This window comes from Fretibacterium fastidiosum (genome assembly GCF_000210715.1).
GTDB lineage: Bacteria > Synergistota > Synergistia > Synergistales > Aminobacteriaceae > Fretibacterium > Fretibacterium fastidiosum.
Genome location: NC_021038.1, coordinates 2,456,064 through 2,456,587 on the forward strand (window position 1 = coordinate 2,456,064; position 524 = coordinate 2,456,587).

At 51.5% G+C, this 524-nt stretch carries 1 protein-coding gene; it reads right to left on the reverse strand.

The annotated features are described in order from the left end of the window. Positions 1–57 precede the first annotated feature (57 nt). Positions 58–524, reverse strand: a 467-nt coding sequence (locus tag SY1_RS11055) for an IS3 family transposase (RefSeq protein ID WP_208873810.1), incomplete at its 5' end; no start/stop codon positions are given.

Sequence of the window (524 nt, forward strand, 5' to 3'; positions counted from 1 at the left end):
TATAGTGGTCCCCATGTCAAGGACCAAAAAGAGGGGAAAGAGAGTTTAGGTCAAGGTTCAAGAAATGAGGCACTTTTCATACATGTTGCGCGGGGTTATCCTTCCCGGTAACGCCGTGAGCGGACGCTCCTCATTGTAAAATCCGAACCACCACCTCAGCCCTTCCAGCAATTCGGGCACATTCTCATACTCGTTCAGATAGATGCACTCGTACTTCAGGCTTCGCCATAGACGCTCAATAAAAATGTTGTCCAACGCACGACCACGGCCATCCATGCTGATGCGTATCGCACTGTCCAAAAGCCGGCTCGTAAAGTCATCGCTCGTAAATTGACTGCCCTGATCCGTGTTGAATATCTCAGGTTTACCTCGACTCAATGCCACCTCCAGTGCCCTCACGCAGAATTCGCTGTCCAGGCTGTTCGACAGCTCCCACGACAGCACATAACGGCTGTACCAGTCCATTACCGCCGCCAGGTACATGTACCCCTGCTTCAGAGGAATGTACGTAATATCCGTGCTCC